Source organism: Streptomyces sp. DSM 116793 (genome assembly GCF_057320905.1).
Map to the genome: position 1 here is coordinate 8,409,021 of NZ_CM170494.1, position 19,008 is coordinate 8,428,028.

The 19,008-nt window shown below is 72.7% G+C and carries 16 protein-coding genes and 2 pseudogenes; 14 read left to right on the top strand and 4 right to left on the bottom strand.

What is annotated here, in order from left to right:
- Positions 1-86: 86 nt before the first annotated feature.
- The 3 genes and pseudogenes from ACSMXW_RS33165 to ACSMXW_RS33175 form a co-directional block, all read left to right on the top strand.
- Positions 87-616, top strand: a pseudogene (locus ACSMXW_RS33165) (DinB family protein).
- A gap of 223 nt (positions 617-839) precedes the next feature.
- On the top strand, positions 840-1,343 hold the full coding sequence (locus ACSMXW_RS33170; protein ID WP_485801823.1) for a peptidoglycan-binding domain-containing protein: 504 nt from the start codon (positions 840-842) through the stop codon (positions 1,341-1,343).
- 161 nt (positions 1,344-1,504) lie between these two features.
- Positions 1,505-1,973, top strand: a pseudogene (locus ACSMXW_RS33175) (hypothetical protein); the annotation flags it as partial.
- A 31-nt stretch (positions 1,974-2,004) separates the two neighbouring features.
- On the opposite strand, the gene ACSMXW_RS33180 reads toward ACSMXW_RS33175, so the two are convergent.
- Together ACSMXW_RS33180 and ACSMXW_RS33185 are read right to left on the bottom strand one after the other, a co-directional pair.
- Complete coding sequence (locus ACSMXW_RS33180; RefSeq protein ID WP_485801824.1) at positions 2,005-2,601, bottom strand: TetR/AcrR family transcriptional regulator; 597 nt, start codon at positions 2,599-2,601, stop codon at positions 2,005-2,007.
- On the bottom strand, positions 2,594-3,430 hold the full coding sequence (locus ACSMXW_RS33185; protein WP_485808460.1) for an alpha/beta fold hydrolase: 837 nt from the start codon (positions 3,428-3,430) through the stop codon (positions 2,594-2,596). The genes ACSMXW_RS33180 and ACSMXW_RS33185 overlap by 8 nt, the downstream gene beginning before the upstream one ends.
- Positions 3,431-3,751: 321 nt before the next feature.
- Here ACSMXW_RS33185 and ACSMXW_RS33190 point away from each other — a divergent pair, with 321 nt between their 5' ends.
- From ACSMXW_RS33190 to ACSMXW_RS33200, 3 genes are all read left to right on the top strand, one after another.
- Complete coding sequence (locus ACSMXW_RS33190) at positions 3,752-4,852, top strand: ABC transporter substrate-binding protein (protein WP_485801826.1); 1,101 nt, start codon at positions 3,752-3,754, stop codon at positions 4,850-4,852.
- 26 nt (positions 4,853-4,878) lie between these two features.
- Positions 4,879-6,054, top strand: coding sequence for a mandelate racemase/muconate lactonizing enzyme family protein (locus ACSMXW_RS33195; protein WP_485801828.1), 1,176 nt, complete (start codon positions 4,879-4,881; stop codon positions 6,052-6,054).
- Positions 6,055-6,208: 154 nt separating this feature from the next.
- On the top strand, positions 6,209-7,372 hold the full coding sequence (locus ACSMXW_RS33200; RefSeq protein ID WP_485801830.1) for a mandelate racemase/muconate lactonizing enzyme family protein: 1,164 nt from the start codon (positions 6,209-6,211) through the stop codon (positions 7,370-7,372).
- 103 nt (positions 7,373-7,475) lie between these two features.
- Here ACSMXW_RS33200 and ACSMXW_RS33205 read toward each other — a convergent pair whose 3' ends face one another.
- Positions 7,476-8,240, bottom strand: coding sequence for an IclR family transcriptional regulator (locus ACSMXW_RS33205; protein WP_485801831.1), 765 nt, complete (start codon positions 8,238-8,240; stop codon positions 7,476-7,478).
- A gap of 91 nt (positions 8,241-8,331) precedes the next feature.
- Between ACSMXW_RS33205 and ACSMXW_RS33210 the strand changes: the two genes are divergently transcribed.
- The 7 genes from ACSMXW_RS33210 to ACSMXW_RS33240 all read left to right on the top strand — a co-directional run bounded on the left by ACSMXW_RS33210 (position 8,332) and on the right by ACSMXW_RS33240 (position 16,518).
- Positions 8,332-9,459: an ABC transporter substrate-binding protein gene (locus ACSMXW_RS33210; protein ID WP_485801833.1), complete on the top strand. Its 1,128-nt coding sequence runs from the start codon at positions 8,332-8,334 to the stop codon at positions 9,457-9,459.
- A 2-nt stretch (positions 9,460-9,461) separates the two neighbouring features.
- On the top strand, positions 9,462-10,379 hold the full coding sequence (locus tag ACSMXW_RS33215) for an ABC transporter ATP-binding protein (protein WP_485801834.1): 918 nt from the start codon (positions 9,462-9,464) through the stop codon (positions 10,377-10,379).
- Complete coding sequence (locus ACSMXW_RS33220) at positions 10,376-11,191, top strand: ABC transporter permease (protein ID WP_485801835.1); 816 nt, start codon at positions 10,376-10,378, stop codon at positions 11,189-11,191. The genes ACSMXW_RS33215 and ACSMXW_RS33220 overlap by 4 nt, the downstream gene beginning before the upstream one ends.
- Before the next feature lie 9 nt (positions 11,192-11,200).
- Positions 11,201-12,280, top strand: coding sequence for an Ldh family oxidoreductase (locus ACSMXW_RS33225; RefSeq protein ID WP_485801836.1), 1,080 nt, complete (start codon positions 11,201-11,203; stop codon positions 12,278-12,280).
- The gene (locus tag ACSMXW_RS33230; RefSeq protein ID WP_485801837.1) at positions 12,277-13,755 is read left to right on the top strand and encodes an iron-containing alcohol dehydrogenase; all 1,479 of its coding nucleotides are present in this window, start codon (positions 12,277-12,279) and stop codon (positions 13,753-13,755) included. Before ACSMXW_RS33225 ends, ACSMXW_RS33230 begins: the two co-directional genes overlap by 4 nt.
- Before the next feature lie 5 nt (positions 13,756-13,760).
- A complete protein-coding gene (locus ACSMXW_RS33235; RefSeq protein ID WP_485801838.1) occupies positions 13,761-15,200 on the top strand; it encodes an NAD-dependent succinate-semialdehyde dehydrogenase in 1,440 nt (479 codons plus the stop codon).
- A gap of 136 nt (positions 15,201-15,336) precedes the next feature.
- On the top strand, positions 15,337-16,518 hold the full coding sequence (locus tag ACSMXW_RS33240; protein WP_485801839.1) for an enolase C-terminal domain-like protein: 1,182 nt from the start codon (positions 15,337-15,339) through the stop codon (positions 16,516-16,518).
- 325 nt (positions 16,519-16,843) lie between these two features.
- Here the strand turns inward: ACSMXW_RS33240 and ACSMXW_RS33245 are convergent, their stop codons facing one another.
- Positions 16,844-17,638: an alpha/beta fold hydrolase gene (locus ACSMXW_RS33245; RefSeq protein ID WP_485801840.1), complete on the bottom strand. Its 795-nt coding sequence runs from the start codon at positions 17,636-17,638 to the stop codon at positions 16,844-16,846.
- A gap of 638 nt (positions 17,639-18,276) precedes the next feature.
- Between ACSMXW_RS33245 and ACSMXW_RS33250 the strand changes: the two genes are divergently transcribed.
- Positions 18,277-18,897: a LysE family translocator gene (locus tag ACSMXW_RS33250; RefSeq protein WP_485801841.1), complete on the top strand. Its 621-nt coding sequence runs from the start codon at positions 18,277-18,279 to the stop codon at positions 18,895-18,897.
- Positions 18,898-19,008: the final 111 nt, after the last annotated feature.

Sequence of the window (19,008 nt, forward strand, 5' to 3'; positions counted from 1 at the left end):
CGGTGAACCCGCTCGGCTCATGCGTCTGCCGAGTGCCGGGGGTTGCAGGTTGAGCCCGCGTGCCGAGCATGACAGGCTCGTGGCACGTGATCGATGATTTCGTGAAGGAGTATCTGCACAGCGATCTGCGAGAGATTCGCACGGTGATGCTCTGGAAGCTCGACGGGCTGAGCGAGTACGACGTCCGCCGCCCCCTGACCTCGACGGGTACGAATCTTCTCGGCCTGGTCAAGCACCTGTCGACCTGGGAGGCCAGGTACTTCGGCGAGGTCTTCGACCGGCCGTTCCCGGAACCTCTGCCCCGGTGGACGACGCCCGGGAACGCGACGCCGACATGTGGGCGACCGAGCACGAGACACGCGAGGAGATCACCGACCGCTACCGTCGCGTGGGGGAGCACGCAGACGCGACGATCAACGCCCTCACCCTCGACTCGCCCGGCCACGTGCCCTGGTGGCCACGGCCCGACGTGAAGCTGTTCCACATCCTGGTCCACATGCTCACCGAGACCAGCCGGCACGCCGGACACGCCGACATCCTGCGCGAACAACTCGACGGCTCGACGGGGACATCGGCCGCGTACGCGATCCCGCAGCGCGACGCGGCCATCTGTTAAGCCCGGCATACGAAGATCGAGCGAGCCGCCGAAGCGGCAGCCGACGCCGCCGGGCTTCGCCCACGACGGTGGCGGCCAGGCGGCGACCAGGAACCGATTGCGTAGTGCAGTTGACTTCACATGACCTGACAGCCGGGTTGAACAGGTGGCCGGCGGACTGCGTATAGGCACGCGGCACCTGGCGAACCAGCTGCTGACCACGTCTGTTTGGAGGAACCTCGCGATGTCCCGCTCGGCCAGAATCCGCCTCACCACCACGCTTGCGGCCGGCGCCGCGGCGGTCGGTCTCGCCGCGCTCGCGTTCGCCGGCCCCGCGCAGGCCGCGACCGCCGCACCGACCACCGGGGCCCGCACCGCGGACTCCACGGTGAGCCTTGGGCAGGCTCACACCCTCGCTGCCGACGAGACGATCAACCTCGGCCTCACCACCCGGGAGGCGCAAGCCGTGCAGCGCTTCCTCGCGGCCCGCTACGGATACACCGGCGCGATCGACGGGCAGTTGGGCACCGACAGCTGGATGGCGCTCCAGCGCGAGCTTCAGAGGTTCGGGTCGTACAGCGGCCCCATCGACGGAATCGTCGATTCCGACACGATAGCGGCGCTGCAGCAGCTCCTCGCGCCGCCCATCGCCGGCTACACCGGCCCGATCGACGGAATCGCCAACCCCGAGACCGAGGCCGCGTTCGCGCGTTACGCCGACACACTCATCGAGGAAGACGGCTTGTGATATCTGGTCGGGCTGTCGCGGGGGCCCACCCCGCGACAGCCCGACCGGGGCGCGGGTTCCAGCGCGTGCGACGGGGCGGCGCCCTTCTGATGTCGGTCGATCGCCGCTGTCCATGCTCTCGTCACCGGGTCGAGCACCCCGCGGACCGACCTGGGCCGCCAGCCGCACGGACGCCCTCGCTCAGCACCGTCATCACCGAGGTCCGCACCGCGGGAGGCACCGCCGACGCCGTCACCCTGGACCTCGCCGACCATGCGGGCATCCGCGGCGGCCGAACGCGTCGAGAACCGCACGGCCGGCTCGACGGTGCCTTCACCAACGGCGCGGTGATCCAGCGGCCCGGCCCGCTCGACACCACGAGCGACGAGGACGTCAGGACATCGACGAGCAGTTCGCCGTGAACGCCGCTCGCACTGAACCGCCGTGACCGCCGTGACCGCCGTGACCGCCGTGACGGCCGAGGCCGCCGAGGCCGCACTCATGCGACGGAACGGTGGCGGGGCGGTCGTCAACACCTCGAACACCGGTAGCCGCCGCGCGAACCCCGCCCTCCCCGCATAGGGCATACGGCATACGGCATACGGCGCGCTGAAGCGCACGCTCAAGGGCGTCAGCCGGGTCACGGCCGTGGACGGCCCGTTTCTCGCGGGTGACGCAGTCATCAGCTCCGCACCTCGCGATCGGGCTCGGAGACGTCACTCCAGCTCGACAGAGCCACCTCCACGGCATGGACGAGGCGGTCGAAGCTGCGGTCGACGCTGGCGCGGAGAGCGAAACCACCGCCGGCCTCCAAGGAGACGAATCCGTGCAGGGCGGCCCGAAAGGCCCGGATGGCGTCGATGGCGTCATCGCCGTCGAGGCCGTAGCCGTCTATCACCGCCGCCACCACTTCGAGAGTCCGGGCGCTGACTTCTTCGTCCTCGGCGTTACCGGGGACCGGGGCCCGCTGAGCCGCCTCGTAGCGGCCCGGATGGGCCAGCGCCCAGGCGCGGTAGGCGTGTGCCATGGCGATCAGCGCATCGTCGCGAGCCCGGCCCGTGGCGGCCCTGCCCCACACCTCCGCCAGCTCGGCCTTCGCCTGTACGGCGAGGCGCTGCTGGAGGGAGTCGAGGCTGTCGATGTGCTTGTACAACGACGGCTGGCGCACCCCGAGGCGGGCGGCGAGGGCGGCCAGGGTGAGCCGGTTGAGCCCCACCTCGTCGGCCAGCTTCGCAGCTTCGGTGACCACCCGTTCCGTGTTCAGGCCGGCCCTAGGCACGGGCGGCCTCCGAGTCGAGGAAACGCAGCATGAGGGATACCACCAGGTCGGGGAAGTGATCGTGCGGGTAGTGTCCGGCGCCCTCGATCATCTCAAGGCGGCCGAGGCCGGACGGCAGGGCGTCCACGATCGCCGAGCCCTCGGCGTGCGGGTCCGCCCAGTCGGGATCGAGCGTGCCCATCACGACCAGGACCGGGCAGCGGACGCTGCCGAGCTGCGCCCCGGCGTCGGTCGGGGCGCTGCGGCCCATGCCCTGCAGGGCCTTCATCCGCCCGGGCTCGCGCAGCGTGGAGTCGATGCGGTCGAGCCGCTCGGCCCAGACGGCCGGTTTCACACCGGGGTAGGCAACGTCGAGGTACGAGCGCCAGAGCCGCACGCTGCCGAACACCCCCGCGCCGAGCAACCGCGGCATGCCCCGCCGGATGCGCTTCACCCGCAGGTCGCCGAGGTGTACCGACTGTCTGCGGGTGAAGGGCGCCACCTCGACGACGGCGGTGATCAGCGAGGGGGCCTGCGCCGCGGCGATGGTGGCGGCGCCCCCCGAGACCGAGTGGCCGACGAGCACGGCCGGGCCGCCCAGGTGGCGGATCACCGCGAGCAGGTCACCGGCGATGGCGGTGCGGCTCCAGGCCGGCCAGTCCACGCTGGACTCGCCGCAGCCGCGCAGATCGACCGCGGCGACCCGATAACCCGCCGCCACCAGCGGTGGGATCACGGCACGGTACGCGGCGCGGCTGTCGCCCATGCCGTGCGCGAGAACGATCAGCGGGCCGGACCCCGCCACCTCGTAAGCGATCGTGCCGCCGTCGACGGCGAGGTGCTCGGCCATGACATCCTCCGGGTCCAGGTGGTTAGTGCTACTAGCCATAAAGCTATTGGCTATAGCTAGCTCCGTCAAGGCCGCCTATCCCGGCAGGGACGGGCGAGCGGCGAAGCACCGTGAGAGGGGCGCGGACGGTGCGGCGGAAGAGGACCGGCCGGCCCCTCGGCTGAGAGCGATCGCCGGCTGCGTCGCCGTTCCGTCCCGTACCGCATACCGGAACCCCCGCTTGTTCCCCCGCGCAGCCGGTGTCAGCGTCTGGCGCTGGATCGGTCGTGTGGGCGGCCGGCCGGAAGTCGCCGTGGGACGAGCGATATGGGAGGAGGCGTCATGAGCCGTGGGGTTGCTCGGGGGACGTGGAGGACGGTGCGTTCCGGTGTGTCGCACAAGTGGCGGGTGGTCGGGGCCGGGGTGGTGGGCGTGGGGCTGCTGGCCTCGGGGTGTGCGGACCCGGGCGGTGGGAGCGGGGCCGCGGGGAGCGGCGGGGGCGGTACGGCGACGCTGACGTACCTCAACACGCTGCCGATCGAGACCCTCACCTACGCGCCCGAGCTGGTCGCCGACACCAAGGGATTCTTCGCCGCGCAGCACCTCAAGGTCGACTTCCAGTTCGTCAACGGCACGCCGCCCGCCATCGCCGCCGTGATGTCCGGCAGGGGCCAGCTCACCCGGGCCGGAGACGCCGACATCATCAAGAGCATCGTCACCAAGGGCGCGAGGATCACCAACGTGGGCACCGTGCAGAAGGGCGGTGCCACCATCCGGATCGTCTCGGACACCTCGAACGCCGTACGCAAGCCCGCCGACCTGCGCGGCAAGACCATCGGCGAGTCCGCGCTCGGCGGCACCACGGAGGGCCTGCTCACCCTCCTGCTGTCCTCGGCCGGCATGAAGCTCTCCGATGTGCACCAGCAGGTGGTGCCGTTGAGCGCGGGCACCTTCAGCCTGGTCCAGAAGGGCCGGCTCGACGGGTTCATGCCCTCGCTGGACACCGCCACCGAACTCGGGGCCGGCCACAAGGACGCCGTCACCTTCGACCTGTCCAAGTACATCGCCGCCGGCTCGCAGGCGTACATCACCTCGCCCGCGCAGGCCGGCGATCCGAAGAAGCGCGACGCCATCCACCGCTACCTGCGGGCCATCAGGTCGGCCATCCGGTTCATCGTCGCCGACCGCAAGGACGGCTACGCCAAGACGATGAAGGCGATCGGTACGAAGTACCACGTACCGGCCTTCGACCATCCCGAGGTCGCGAAGGCCTCCCTGGACGGCTACGTGGCCTCCTGGACCCACGGCGGGGTCGACAGCGCCGTACAGACCGACCACAAGCGCTGGAAGACCGTCTACGGCGAGATGGTCAAGGCGGGCATGGTGCCGGGTGGCAAGGACCCGGAGCAGTGGCTGGACGACCGGATGTCCCCGGCGTCCTGACGACGGATGCCGGGAGGGCTCACCGCATGCGCATCACCGCACTGGACAGCCTGCACTGCGGTGCGGGCACCCGTACCTGGTCGTTCCTCAAGCTGACCACCGACACCGGGGTCACCGGATGGGCCGAGTACAGCGACAGCGAGCTGGGCAGCGTGGCGCTGTCCGGCGTGATCGAGCGCCTGGGCCGCCGGGTGATCGGGCACGACCCGCGGCGCGTCGGGCTGCTGGAGGCCACGCTCCGGGCCCGGCTGCGCGAGGCCGCCGGCGGCCTCGCGCAGCGCGCCGTCGCCGCCGTCGTGAACGCCGCGCTGGACGCCAAGGCACGCGACCTCGACGTCCCGGTGTACGAGCTGTTCGGCGGCGCCGTCCGGGACACCGTCCCGCTGTACTGGTCGCACTGCGGCCTCGGCCGGATCCGGATGTCGGAGGCGCTCGGCACGCCGGCGCTGCGGGACCTGGACGACGTACGCGCGCTGGGCGCCGAGGTGCGCGAGCGCGGCTACCGCGCGCTGAAGACCAACCTGCTCGTCGCGGGTTCCGACGGGGTGCGGCTGTGGCTGCCGGCCTGGGGCGGCGCCGGGTTTCCGGAGCTGGAGCCGGAGCCCGAGCTGCTGGCGGGTGCCGCGGACGTGCTGCGCGCCTTCGCCGAGGGCGCCGGGCCCGGCGTGCGGATCATGCTCGACGTCAACTTCAACATCAAGGGCCCGGCGATCGGCCGCCTGGCCAGGGCCCTCGCACCGCTCGGCGTGGACTGGCTGGAGGTCGACAGCCACGATCCCGGGCCGCTGCTCGCGGCCCGCGGCGGCGGGGTGCGCATCGCCTCCTGCGAGTCGGTGCACACGGCACGCGCGTACCGGCCCTTCCTCGACGCGCGCGCGGTGGACGTACCCATCGTCGACGTGGCGTGGAACGGTATGCCGGAGGCCGTCCGGGTCGCCGCGCTGGCCGACACGTACGACCTGAACATCGCCCCGCACAACTGCGCCGGGCACCTCTACACCTTCATGAGCGCCCACCTCGCCGCGGCCACCACCAACCTCTCGGTGCTGGAGTACGACGTGGACGGCGTGCCCTGGCGGGACGAGGTGTTCACCCGCGCTCCCGAGATCGCCGACGGCAGGATGACGGTGCCGGACGGCCCCGGCTGGGGCTGCGAGCCGGACGAGGAGGCGATCCGCGCACATCCACCCACCACCGTCTGAGCCCGGCGAACCACCGTCCCGTGCGCCCCGGGGCCGCCGGGCTCCGCCCGGCACCGTCCGGGCCCCACCGCGGCCCGTGCGGCCGTCCGCGGCTCCACCGCGGCCCGTGCGGCCGTCCGCGGCTCCACCGCCCCCGTCACCCCGAGGAGTCCTCATGCCCGCCGTCCCGTCCTGTGTGCCGCCGATCACCTCGCTCGACGCCCGGCTGGTCAGCTACCGCTTCCCGGTGCCGCCCGAGCCGCTGGCCGTGGGGAGCGCCGAGCGCCGGGACGTGGTGCTGGTGAGGGTGCGGTGTGCGGACGGGACGGTGGGGTACGGGGAGGCGTTCCACGGGCATGCGGGCAGCGCCGTCGCCGAGATCGTCAACACCACCCTGCAGGACGTCGTGGTCGGCCGGGCGCCGTACGAGACGCGGGACGTGGGCGCGGAGACCTTCCACCGGTTCGTGTACGCGGCCGGGATGTCCAGCGGGTTCCTGCTCGCGCTCAGCGGTGTGGACCTCGCGATGTGGGACGCCTGGGGCAAGGTCTGCGGGCAGCCGGTGCACCGGCTGCTGGGCGGTTCGCTCACCGAGGCGGACGTCTACGGCGGTGGGTTCACGCTCGGCTTCCAGCCGCCGGGGCGGCTGGCGGACGAGGTGCGGCGGATGCGGGAGACCTTCGGCCTCGACGCGGTCAAGCTGCGCGTCGGCCAGGCCCCCGGCGCCGACCTGGACCGGGTGCGGCACGTGCGGGAGGCGTTCGGGGACGGCCTGGGGATCATGGTGGACGCGAACCTGGGCCACCGCTACGACCTGGCGCGGATCGCCGGGGCGCTGGGCGAGCTGGGCGTGGGCTGGCTGGAGGAGCCGTACCCGCCGCAGCAGCCGGCCCGGTTCGCGGCGCTGCGGGCGCGCGGCCTCGTGCCGCTGGCCGGCGGGGAGAACCTGGGCGGCGCGGCGGAGTTCGCGGACTGGATCGGCCGGGGCGCCCTGGACGTCGTCCAGCCGGACGTCAGCCGGGTCGGCGGGATCACCGAGGCGGTGCGGATCGGGGCGCTGGCGCGCGCCGCGGGGCTGCGCTTCGCGCCGCACATCTCGCACAGCTGCCTCAACCACGCCGCCACGCTGCACGTGATCTCCGCCGTCGGCGACGGCACCTTCGAGGCGGACGGCAGTGCGGTGAACCCGTTCCGCGACGGAGTGTTCTCCAGCGGCATCACGTTCTCGGCCGGCCGGGTGCGGCTGCCCAACGCGCCGGGGCTGGGCGTGAGGGTGGACGAGGCGGCACTGGCCTCGTACCCGGGCGAGACGGGGTCGCCGTTCCCGCGCGTGTGGTGAGGGCCCACCCTCGGCCAGGCGGTCACCGGACGGTCGACACGCCGACGGACCGTCGAGACGCCCCACAGGGCCCGGGACGCCACGGAGATCCATCAGAAGCCCCCTAGGCGGCCGCCCGGTCCGCCGTCCGTAACGCGCCGAGCTGCCGCGACAGCGACAGCGACGCGGTGAGCACCGCGGGGGCGAGATGCCGGGCGGAGCGGAGGCTCTCCAGGCCCGTGACGGAGACCGCGGCGACCGCCTCGCCGCTGCCCGCGAACAGCGGCGCGGCCACACAGTGCAGGCCGATGTGGGATTCCTGCAGGTCATAGGCGATGCGCCGCTTGCGGACCGTGCCGAGCTCGCTGCGCAGCACCCCGGGGTCCACATTGGTCTTGACGGTGCGCCGCCGCAGGCCGGCCGCGATGACCTCGTCGACCAGCTCCGGCGGGGCGAAGGCGAGCATCGCCTTGCCGAGCGCCGTGCAGTGCAGCGGCAGCCGCCCGCCCGCGCGGGAGTGCGGCACCGGCACGTCAGGGGCGAAGAGCTTCTCGACGTAGACGATGTCCATGCCGTCCCGGACCGCGAGGTTCACGGTCCTGCGCGTGGTCACGTAGAGGTCTTCCAGGTACGGCAGGGCGATGTCGCGCAGGTTGCGCGCGGACGGCACGAGGTGCCCCAGCTCGAACAGCCGCATGCCCAGGCGCAGGCCCCCGGGTGTGCGCTCCAGGGCGCGCCACTTCACGAGGTCACCGACCAGGCGGTGGGCGGTCGACTTCGGCAGGCCTGCCTTGGCCGCGAGCTCGGTCAGGGTGAGTTCGCCGTCGCCCTTGTCGAACGCGTCGAGAAGGGTGAGGGCCCTGCTGAGGGACGAGGTTGGGTTCCGCATATCGGAATGCACCCTTCCACGACATCGGTCCGCTGACCAGGGTTGCGTCCGACGAAGACGAAGCAGTGGAGAACGCCAAAGGAGGCGGATCATGACTGCGCTGAAACGGGCAGCGAGCCCCAGAAGGTGCTGCGTCGCCCTCGGCGCGGCGGCGACGCTGGCGCTGACGGCCTGCGGTGGGCCGGCGAGTGACGCCGCCGCCGGCAGCGCCGGGGGCCTGGACACCGTCACCTTCCTGACGAATGTGCCGACCGCGGGCCTGACCTGGGCCCCGGAGCTGGTCGCCGACACCTGCGGGCAGTTCGCGAAGCAGCACTTGAAGGTGAAGTTCCAGTACATCAACGGCGCCCCGGCCGGGGTGCAGGCCGTGCTCGCCGGCTCCGCGCTGCTGGTGCGGCCCGGCGACACGGACACCATGCAGTCCATCGCGACCGGTGCGCCGATCGTGAACGTGGGCGCGGTGCAGAAGGGCGGCGCCACCCTGCGCATCGTCTCCGACAGGCACCACCCGCTCAGCACCCCGGCGTCCCTCAAGGGCAAGACCATGGGCGTCGGCTCCACGGGCGGCTCCACGAAGGTCATGCTCGACCTGATGCTGGCCACCGCCCACCTCAAGCCGGACGCGCTCACGCGCCAGGTGGTGGGCCTCACGCCGGGCGTCTTCAACCTGGTGCGCAGCGGCAAGCTGGACGGCTACGTGGTCTCGCTCGACACCGCGTACACGCTGCAGAAGCAGCAGAAGGACGTGGTGGTGACCGACCCCGCGGACTTCATCACGGCGGGCTCGAACAACTACGTCACCTCTGCCAGGCAGCTGAAGGACCCGGCCAAGGCGGCCCGGATCCACCGGTTCGAGGCGGCGATCCAGGCCTCCATGCGGTTCATCATCGCCGACCGTGCCGACGACTACGCCAAGACCAAGAAGTGCATCGCGTCCAAGTACGACGTGGCCAGCCTCAGGGACGACGAGGTGGCCCGCCGCTCCCTGGACACCTACGTCCGGGCCTGGACCACGGGCGGAGCGGACAAACTGCTCCAGACCGACCCGAAGGCCTGGCAGAAGGCCTACGACGAGCTGACCGCGGCCGGCCTGATCAAGAAGGGCCTCAAGCCGGCCGAGTGGTACACGAACGCACAGGTCCCGAAGGGGGCCGGCGCGTCGGGGAGCGCCCCGAAGGCCGCCGCGCCGCGCTCCGTGCCGACCGGGAAGGGGCAGTGACCATGGCGGGCGAGGGCATGCTGGCCAAGGGGCCGGGCGCCGGTGCCACCGGCGCGGCGCACCGTGCGCCGGACGGAGCCGCGAACGGTGCGCCGGACGGAGCCGCGAGCGGCGCGCCGGACGGAGCCGGGGACGCCACGGGCGAGGGCCTGCTGCTGTCCGGGGTGAACAAGGTCTACCAGGCGAGGCGCGGCGAGGTCACCGCGCTCAGCGATGTGAACCTGCACATCAGGCGCCGTGAGTTCATCTCGCTGGTGGGCCGCTCCGGCTGCGGCAAGACCACCCTGCTGCGGATCCTCGCCGGTCTGGAAGCACCCACCTCCGGCACCGTGCAGGCCGACGGCCTCAACGTGTGGAACGGTGCGCGGCGGGGCGGCGAGGCGCTGGCGAAGTTCGGCGTGGTCTTCCAGGAGGCCAACCTCTTCCCCTGGTACACGGTGCAGGAGAACGTGGTGCTGCCGCTGAAGCTGCGCGGTGTCGGCAAGGCCGAGCGGCGCGCGGAGGCGGAGCGGCTGTGCGCGCTGGTGGGCCTCGGCGGCTTCGAGAACGCCTACCCGCGTGAGCTCTCCGGCGGCATGCGGCAGCGCGCCGCCATCGCCCGGGCGCTCAGCTACCAGCCGAGCGTGCTGCTGATGGACGAGCCGTTCGGCGCTCTGGACGCGCTGACCAGGGACAAGATGAACCTGGAGCTCCAGTCCATCCACGCCGCCTCCGGCGCGACGATCGTCTTCGTCACGCACTCCATCTCCGAAGCGGTCTTCCTGGCCGACCGCGTGGTGCTGCTGACGCCGCGCCCCGGCCGGATCCGCTCCGTCACCCCGGTCGCCTTCGAGCGGCCCCGGTCCCTGGACACCCAGAGCAACGGTGACTTCCAGCAGGTCGTACGGGCGCTCAGGCACGAATTGGACGAGGAGTCATGAGCAAAGCGGGTGAAGGCCAGTCCAGGACGCTGCCCTGGGTGTCCTCTGTGATCATCCTGGCGATCCTGCTGGGTGCCTGGCAGTTCGCGGTGTCGGTCATGAAGGTCTCGCCCTTCATCATCCCCTCGCCGCACTCCGTGTGGACGTCGTTGAGCGCGATGCTCGGCTTCGGTTCGGGCGGCTCCGGGGCAGGCGGCGGGTCGGCGTGGAGCGACGTCCGCACCACACTGGTCGAGGTCGTGGTGGGCTTCGTGATCGCGCTGGTGCTCGGGATCGCGGTGGGCGCGGTGCTGGGCCGGGTGCGCTGGCTGGAGCGGGCGTTGCAGCCGACGCTGGTGGCGTTCCAGGTGGTGCCCAAGGTGGCGTTCGTGCCGATCATGGTGATCTGGTTCGGCTTCGGGATGAACTCGAAGATCATCATCGCGGCGATCCTCGCCTTCTTCCCGATCATGCTGAACGTCCTGCTGGGCGTCCGCTCGGTGGACACCGGCCACCGGGACGTGATGCGCAGCCTCGGCGCCACCAGGTGGGCGACGTTCAAGAGCCTGGAGCTGCCGAGCATGCTGCCGTACGTCTTCGCCGGGGCCGAGGTCGCCATCGTGTTCTCGGTGATCGGGGCCATCGTCGGCGAGTACCTGGGCGGCAGCACCGGGCTCGGCTACCGCGTGGTGTCCAGCCTGAACGCGCTGGACGCGCCGGGGCTCTTCGCGGTGATCATCCTGCTCGCGGTGATCGGCTCGCTGCTGTTCGCCGTGGTCAGCTCGCTGAAACGGTTCCTGATCCCCTGGCACGACTCGGTCTCCGGGAACTGATGCGCGGCCATGGTTCTCGTCGACACCGCCCGCCTGCGGGCCACCCTGCACACCATCCTGACCGCCCACGGAGTCCCCGAGGACGCCGCCGACCTCCAGGCCGACCTGCTGATCGCCGCCGAACTGCGCGGCCACCCCTCACACGGCGTGCTGCGGCTGCGCCGCATCGTCGAGCGCATCCGCGGCGGGATCGCCGACCCGAAGGCCCGCGGCCGGCACCACTGGAGCGGCAGCGCGCTGCTCGACGTGGACGGTGAGCAGGGGCTCGGCCCGGTGGTGGCGGTCCAGGCGCTCGGCGCCGTACAGGAGCGGGCCAGGACCAGCGGCGTGGCCGCCACCGTGATCCGCAACAACAACCACCTCGGGATGCTCGGCTGGTACGTGGAGCGGGTCGCGCGGGACGGCCAGATCGCCCTCGCCACCTGCACCAGCGAGGCCCTGGTACACCCGTGGGGCGGGCGCCGCGCCCTGATCGGCACCAACCCGATCGCCATCGGCGTGCCCACCGGCGACGAGCCGCTGGTCTTCGACATGGCCACCGGCGTGGTCTCCATGGGCAAGATCCACGACTACGCCTACCGGGGCCTGGAGCTGGAAGAGGGCTGGGCCCTGGACGCGGACGGGGAACCCACCACCGACCCGCGCCGCGCGGCGCTCGGCGCCATCGCCCCGTTCGGTGAGTCGAAGGGCTACGCCCTCGGCCTGTCGCTGGAGGCGCTGGTGGCGGCGCTGACCGGCTCCGCGACCGGCACCGGGGTGCGCGGCACGCTCGACTCCGAGCTGCCGAGCTCGAAGGGCGACGTGTTCATCGTCTTCGACGAGCCGCGGCCACAGGCGGCGGAGGCGATCGGCCGGTACCTCCAACTGGTCCGCGACTCCGAGCCCGCGGCGGGCCACGGCCCGGTGCGGGTGCCCGGCGACCGGGCCCGGCTGCGGCGCGCGGCGGCCCAGGCAGACGGCATCGAGGTCACCGAGGAGGTCTGGCAGGACCTCACCGACCTGGCGGTCCCGGGGGCTCCGGGGGCCCCGGGGGTCCCGGCGGCGGGCGGCACTCTCCCGGCGACAGCGAAGAAGAGGGAGCATTCATGACGGACGCACCCCCGACGGCCCCCGCCCCGCGCGGCGCGCCGGCGGACACCACCCCCGCCGCCGACGGCTACGGCCTGCTGCGCGGCCCCCGGCAGATCGTCTTCGGCGCGGGCCAGCGGCACGGCCTCGGCCCCGCGGTGGCCGGGCTCGGCAGCAGGGCGCTGGTCTGCACCGACCGCAGGATGGCCGGGCAGGACGAGTTCCGGACGCTGCTCGACGGGCTGCGCCGCGCGGTGCCGTTCGTCGAGGTCTACGACGACGTGCAGCCCGAGCTGCCGGTGGCGGGCCTCGTCGACTGTGTGGCCCGGGTCGCGGGCCACCGCGTGGACGTGATCGTCGGCATCGGCGGCGGCAGCTGCATCGATCACGCCAAGGTGGTCTCCCTGCTGCTGGTGCACGGCGGGCGGCCGGCCGACTACTACGGCGAGTTCGCCGTGCCGGGACCCGCGCTGCCGGTGGTGGCGGTGCCGACCACGGCGGGCACCGGCTCGGAGGCGACCGCGGTGGCGGTGCTCGCCGACCCCGAGCGGGCCACCAAGGTCGGCATCTCCAGCCCGTACCTGATCCCGGACACCGCGATCGTCGACCCGGAGCTGAGCCGCAGCTGCCCGCCGGGTCTCACCGCGCACACCGCCGCGGACGCGCTGACGCACTGCGTCGAGTCCTTCACCGCGATCCGCAGGACCCCGGAGCCGGGGCTGGCGCGTGAGCGCGTGTTCGTCGGCAAGTCCCTGCTCACCGACAGCTACGCCCTGGCCGGCACCGAGCTGATCGGCCGCAGCATCGTGGCGGCCGTGCGCGACGGCGCCGACGCGGCGGCCCGGCACGACCTCCAGCTCGGCGCGCTCTACGGCGGCCTGGCGCTGAGCACCGCGGGAACGGCCGCCGCACACGCCCTTCAGTACCCGATCGGCGCGCTCACCCACACCCCGCACGGCGTCGGCGTGGGCGCCCTGCTGCCGTATGTGATGGCCTACAACCTGCCGGCCAGGACCCCGGAGTTCGCGCAGCTCGCCGCGGCCCTCGGCTGCCCCGGCGACGAGGGCGGCCCGGGTGGCGGCGACGGCGGCCCGGACGTATGGGACGGCGGCTCGGGCGTACGGGACGGCGGCTCGGGCGTACGGGACGGCGGCTCGGGCGGCGGTGACCTGGCGCGGGCCCGGGCCGCCGTCGAGCGGGTCGCCGAACTGCTCGGCGCGGTCGGCATCCCCCGCACCCTGGACGGCCTCGGCCTGACCGCGGGCCAGCTCGCCACCGTGGCCGAGCAGGGCATGAACGCCGGGCGCCTGGTGCAGAACAACCCGCGCCCGCTGGACGCCGGCCGGCTGAGGCTCATCGTCGACGCCGCGTTCGAGGGCGACCTCGACGGGCTGCTGCGCACGGCGGTGGACGAGGCGGCGAGCGCACCGGCCGCCGGACGGCGCCCGGCCGGGGAGCGGACACGGACACGGACCGGTACGGAGAGGAAGCGGTGAAGACGGTGACGGAAGAACTGAGGACCCGGCTGTTCATCGGCGGTGAGTGGCGGACCGCGGAAGACGGCCGCACGTTCGAGGTGCTCGACCCCTCGACCGAGAAGCCGATCGCCCGGGTCGAGGACGCCGGGCCCGCCGACGCGCTCGCGGCGGTGGAGGCGGCGCACCGCGCCCAGCCCGCCTGGGCCGCGCTCGCACCCCGGGAGCGCGCCGAGATCCTGCACGGCTGCTACGAGGTGATGACCGAGCGCGCCGAGGAACTGGCGGCGCTGATCTCGCTGGAGAACGGCAAGGCGCTGGCGGACGCGCGGGGCGAGGTGAGTTACGCGGCGGAGTTCTTCCGCTGGTACTCCGAGGAGGCCGTCCGGGTCGTCGGAGAGCTGTCCGTCGCACCCGGCGGCGCCAACCGGATCATGGTGCAGCACCAGCCCGTCGGCGTCGCGGTGCTGGTGACGCCGTGGAACTTCCCGGCCGCCATGGCCACCCGCAAGATCGCCCCGGCGCTGGCCGCCGGCTGCTCGGTGGTCCTCAAGCCCGCCGCGCAGACCCCGCTGACCGCCTACGCCGTCGCCGACATCCTGCACGAGGTCGGGGTGCCCGCGGGCGTGGTCAACGTGCTGACCACCGGCGAACCCGCTCCCGTGGTCTCCGCGATGCTGCACGACCCGCGGGTGCGCGCGCTGTCCTTCACCGGCTCCACGGCGGTCGGCCGACTGCTGCTGCGCGAGGCGGCCGACCAGGTCCTCAGGTGCTCGATGGAGCTGGGCGGCAACGCCCCGTTCATCGTCTTCGACGACGCCGACCTCGATGACGCGCTGGACGGCGTGATGATCGCCAAGATGCGCAACGGCGGCCAGGCCTGCACCGCCGCGAACCGCATCTACGTGCAGCATGGCGTCCGGGAGGCGTTCGTACGCGGGCTCGCCGAGCGGATGGGCGCGCTGGTGCTGGGGCCGGGGACGGAACCCGGGACGCAGTGCGGTCCGCTGGTCGACGAGGCCGGTGTGCGCAAGGTCGAGCGGCTGGTGACGGATGCCGTGGCGGCCGGCGCCTCGGTGGTGGTCGGCGGTGAGCGGCCGCGGCGGGCCGGCTACTTCTACCCGCCGACCGTGCTCGACGGTGTCCCGCCGGCGGCCGCGATGGCCCGCGAGGAGGTGTTCGGACCGGTCGCCGGAGTCATCCCGTTCGGCACCGAGGACGAGGTGGTCGCCGCCGCCAACGACACCGAGCACGGCCTCTCCGCCTACGTCTACACCCGCGACCTTGCCCGCGGTCTGGCCGTCGCGGAGCGCCTGGAGAGCGGCATGGTGGCGGTCAACCGCGGCCTGGTCTCGGACCCCGCGGCACCGTTCGGCGGGGTCAAGCAGAGCGGCCTGGGCCGCGAGGGCGGCGGCGAGGGCCTCAGGGAGTTCACCGAGCAGAAGTACGTGGCGGTGGCGTGGTGAGGGCGCGCGTACGGGGCGGTGGCGCGGCGCAGGCCGGGCTGCCGGGCGGTGGCGCCGTACCGGCCGCGCTGCCGGCCGGGTACGCGGTGGTGTCAGGAGTGCCGGGCGGTGGCGTAGTGCGCCGGGAGGAGCTGTGATGCGGGACGACCTGACCATCCGCCGGGTGGTGGCGCGCGAGCTGGAGTGGACCATGCCGGACCTGGCGCCGGACCGCACCGGCCTCAACCACGCCTACCGGCCCGGCGCCCGGTCCACCAACACCGGCTACGTGGTGACCGTGGAGACCGCCGGCGGCATCACCGGCGAGTACTCCTGGTCGCAGGGCGGCAAGGGCGTGTCCACCGCGCAGATCGCCATGGTGGCCCGCTATCTGATCGGCAGGAACGCGCTGCACCGCGAGCGGATCTGGAACGACCTCAAGCGCGCCCTGCGCAAGCAGGACCGCTTCGGCATGGGGCCGCTCGACATCGCGCTGTGGGACATCGCGGGCAAGAGCCTCGGCGCCCCCGTGCACGAACTGCTCGGCACCTACCGCACGGCCCTGCCCGCGTACGCCTCCACGCACTTCGGCGACGAGCACGGCGGCCTGGACAGCCCGGCGGCCTTCGCGGACTTCGCCGTGCGCTGCAAGGAACTGGGCTATCCCGGCTTCAAGATCCACGGTTGGGGAGGCGGGCCGATCGCCCGCGAGGTGGCGGCGGTGCTCGCCACCCGGGCCGCGGTCGGCCCCGCCATGGACCTGATGATCGACCCGGCCTGCGAGTACGAGACCTTCGCCGACGCGCTCAAGGTCGGCAGGGCCTGCGACGAGGCGGGCTACTTCTGGTACGAGGACCCGTACCGCGACGGCGGCGTCTCGTCCTTCGCGCACCGCAAGCTCCGCCAGCTGATCAGGACCCCGCTGCTGCTCGGCGAGCACGTGCGCGGCCTGGAGGCGCACGTCGACCAGATCCTCGCCGAGGGCACCGACTTCGTCCGGGCCGACCCGGACTACGACGGCGGCATCACGGGCGTCATGAAGATCGCGCACGCCGCGGAGGGCCTCGGCCTGGACGTGGAGATCCACGCCGCGGGCCCGGCGCAGCGGCACTGCATGGCGGCCATCCGCAACACCAACTACTACGAACTCGCCCTGGTCGGCCCCAAGCTCGACCCGAAGAGCAGGCACTACCACGCCTACGCGGACGGCTACGCCGACGACCTCACCTCCGTCGACGCCGACGGCCGCGTCCACGTACCGGAAGGACCCGGACTCGGTGTGACGCTGAACTGGGAGTGGATCCGGCGCAGTGAGACGGGGGCGGCGGTGTACGAGTAGGGGCCGCTCCCCGGCTCCGCGGGGTTCCCGTTTCGTCCGGGCCGCGCACGGCGCCGCCACACGGCCCGGGGCGCGCTCGCCGGTGGGCGCGGGACCCTTGGGCCGGGCCGGGCCGGGGCGGGCCGGCCCCCGACGGACAGGTCGCGCCCACCGGCCCGTCACGCTTCCGTGCGCCCGTGGCCGCCTTGCCTTCACCACGGGACGGGCCGTGCCGGGTGGCCCACCACATGGCGTCAAGCCTGGTCAGAGCGGGGCCCCGAAGTTGGATCGACCGAGGTGGGACATCCCGGGGAGGACTGCCGCCCGACGCGGGTGCGGGACGCCGTCAGGGGCGGCTGGTGCGCAGGAAGTCGCCGATGAGGGTGGCCCATTCGCCTGGCTGCTCGATGAAGGGGAGATGACCGCTTGCGATCTCGGCGTACCGCGCCCCGGGGATGGCATCGGCGAGCTGCCGGTGGTGGTGCGGGGTGACGAGCTGGTCGAGCGTGGTGGAGATGACGAGGGCCGGAACGGCGAGCGCGGCGAGGTCAGCCCGGACGTCGGTGCGCTCGATGAGCAGGTCGAGGTGGTCCGGCGTGCCGGGCGGGATGGTGGCCGCAGTCGTCTTGAGAGCGGTGTCGAGGTCCTCCTGGGTGATGACGTCCAGGGTCGGGGCGCTGAGGCCGATCAGGGACAGGTAGCCGGCCAGGTGTTCCAGGTCGCCGGCGCGCAGCAGGTCGCGCCAGAGTCGGGCGGCGAGCAGGAAGCGCGGGCTGGGGTGGGCGAAGCCCGCGGTGAGGACCAGTGCGGTGACGCGGTCCCGGTGGCGGGTGGCGGCCCGGACGGCGATCGCGCTGCCCAGCGAGTAGCCGGCGATGGCGAAGGTCTCCAGGCCTTCCTCGACGGCGGTGGCGACCAGTTCGTCGGCCAGACCGTCCAGGGTGAGCGGTGCGTCGGCGCGCTCGGTGCGGCCGGTGCCGGGATAGTCCGGGCCGACGACGGTGTGCTGGGCGGCCAGGATGTCCATGACGGGACCGAAGTTGGCGTCGATGCCGCCGCCGGCGCCATGGGCGAGCAGCAGGCCGGGGCCGGTTCCGTGCACCACGCGGCCGAGGCCGGAGGGTGGCAGGGCGTTGGGCATGTCTTTCTCCTTCAGACGCGGCAGTGGGTGGTCACTGCTGGGCGGCGGCTTGGGCCGGGTGTGGTTGTGGCGCGCGCTCGCGGCGGCGGGAGCACGGCGCCGCTGGTGAGCAGGGGGCCCGATCCACGCACGCCAGGCGGGGGATGGGCCCGGGACCACCCGCGTCCGCAACACGCGGCTGCCCGCCCCGGTGCAGACAGGAAGGACGTCTTCGGTCGCCGAGGACGCCGTGCCGGTGGCCATGACCAGCACGCTAAAGTCTCACATCGATGTGAGAGTCAATAGGGGTGCGGGTCACCTGTGCCGCGGTTGTCGGTGACCGACGCGTCTCTGGCGGCGGCGTGCAGCCGGTGGTCACCGGGACGACACGTGGGTGCGCAGTGGAGGGTGCCCTGGGGGCTCGTGGAGAAGAGGCGGTCACCGGCACGAGGGTGCCCTCGGCACGGAGTGAGGGACGAAATGCGCCATCCCGTATGGTGAACCGGAGACCCGGCTCCGTCCGTACCAGAGGAGGGGGACGGAGATCGTCCACCGCTGTCCGTTGCGCAACGGCGCGTACGCGAGCAGGGCCGGTCGGCATTCCCCGTGCCGGGTGCCGCTGAGGAAAGGCGTATGACCGTGTGCGTGGGAGTCGCGTGATGGACGGGTTGGGTGTCTTCCTGGGGGTGTGTTTTCTGCTGGCCATGGTTCCCGGGCCGGGAGCGATGGTCATCATCAGGCAGGCGAGCCGGGACACGCGCAGGGTCGCGTTCATCACGCTGATCGGCAACGAGACGGCTCTTCTCGCCTGGGGAGTCGCGGCGGCGTGCGGCCTGACGGCCCTCATAGCGGCGTCCGAGGTGGCCTACGACGCGATCCGCTTCACCGGAGCCGCCATCCTGCTCGTTCTCGGCGTCCAGGCGCTAGTGAGCCTCAAAGGTGCCCGGCCTCCTGCCGAGGCGCCGGATGACGGTCCGCGCTCACGCGGTATCTGGCAGTCCTACTCCACGGGCCTGTTCACCAATCTCATGAACCCGAAGGCCGGCGTCTTCGCCATGTCGTTCCTCCCCCAGTTCGCTCCCTCGGGGCTTCCGCACTTCTGGGGATTCCTGCTCCTGGCGGGAGGGTGGGCCCTGATGGACGCGCTGTGGTTCACGGGTGTCATCTGGGGGATCGGGAAGACGCGGAGGCTCCTGACCACCCCCCGCGTCTGGCGCCGGATCAGCCAGGTCTCAGGGCTTGCGATGATCGGCCTCGCCATCCGCGCGGCCGTGGACTGACAAGCCCACCTCCCCGGCGCCCCGCCGAGCGGTATCCGGTCGAGCGGCCCCCATCAGTGCGGCTTCCGAAGACCGAGGGCCCCACCGGGCCCGGTCAGCCCCTGCTCTGGC